Genomic DNA, 1,106 nt, shown 5'->3' on the forward strand with positions numbered 1-1,106 from the left:
TGGTGGCGTTCCTTCGCGGGAATCAGGTGACGTGAACAATCACCAGCCTGCCATGACCGCCCTCTCTCAGCGAATTTGCAGAACTTGACGCACACAACCCGATGGTGACCGGACGCTTTGGACCCTGCAAAACCAGGCGACGAACCATTCTCTCGCCATCAGATCTTGGAAAACGAACCGTGATCGTGCGCTTCCAATCATTGCTATTATTGCTACCGGGCTTGATCGGCGCCATAATCTTCCAGGAGGTTGCCGTGCCCGACTACGCTCTGAACGAACCACTATGAGAGCTTCATCAGGAAGCAGCTCGAATCAGGCCGCTACAACAATGCCTGAGATGTTCGCGCCGGCCTACGTATGCTCGAGGATTTCGAGGCGGAGCGGGAGAGATGGCTGCGCGAGGAGGTTCCGGCGCGCCTGACCGAGCTCCGGCAGGATCCGGCTAAGGGCATCCCTGTCGAGACGGTTTTTTCGCGACTCGAGGCGCGTCATCACGCGAAGCAGGCGAAAGCCAAATAGGCAATGGAGTACCGCATTGTCTTCCACCCCAAGGCGGAAACTGAACTCGACCAGCTCTATGACGACATAGCCGACCCGTGCGTCGCCGGCGATCGCTTGGAATTTCGTTGTCGGCATCCGCGACCATTGCCTGAGCGTGTCGACTTTTCCACAGTGCGGCACAGAGCCGGTCGAGATCATGCCTGGTCCGCGGATCATCGGCTGGCGACGTGCCGTCAGCATTGCTTTCGCAGTCGATGCCGAACGGGTCTGGTCCTGGGTATTTTTTCGCCGGCCGCAACATCACGGCGGAATTGCTGGAAGGCCGGCCCTGAAGCGCTGCTTAGGCTGGCGTGGGGATCGACACTCGCCAGGAGGCGATTCTCAGGCCGATGGCACGCACCTGCCGCCGCCTAGAGATGGGAGCTTGGTAGAAGAGTGATCCTCAGCGGAACACCACTCACAATTTCAGCCAAGCCAGCTCACGAATTTCCGCCCCGTGGATATCTCCACGAGAAATCGAAAAAACATCGTCGATGACTGTTGACAGTTCTGGTTGGTGGCGACTATATACGCCTCACGAACGAGGGCGGTGCGCCGCTGGCGGC

The 1,106-nt window shown here is 58.8% G+C and carries 1 protein-coding gene; it reads right to left on the reverse strand.

What is annotated here, in order from left to right:
• Nucleotides 1–351 precede the first annotated feature (351 nt).
• Entirely contained in the window at nt 352–741 is a 390-nt protein-coding gene (locus NKJ64_RS30445; protein ID WP_352463830.1) for a hypothetical protein, read from the reverse strand.
• Nucleotides 742–1,106 lie beyond the last annotated feature (365 nt).

Origin of the sequence: Mesorhizobium sp. M0062, from assembly GCF_040323125.1 — a bacterium.
Classification (GTDB): Bacteria; Pseudomonadota; Alphaproteobacteria; order Rhizobiales; family Rhizobiaceae; genus Mesorhizobium.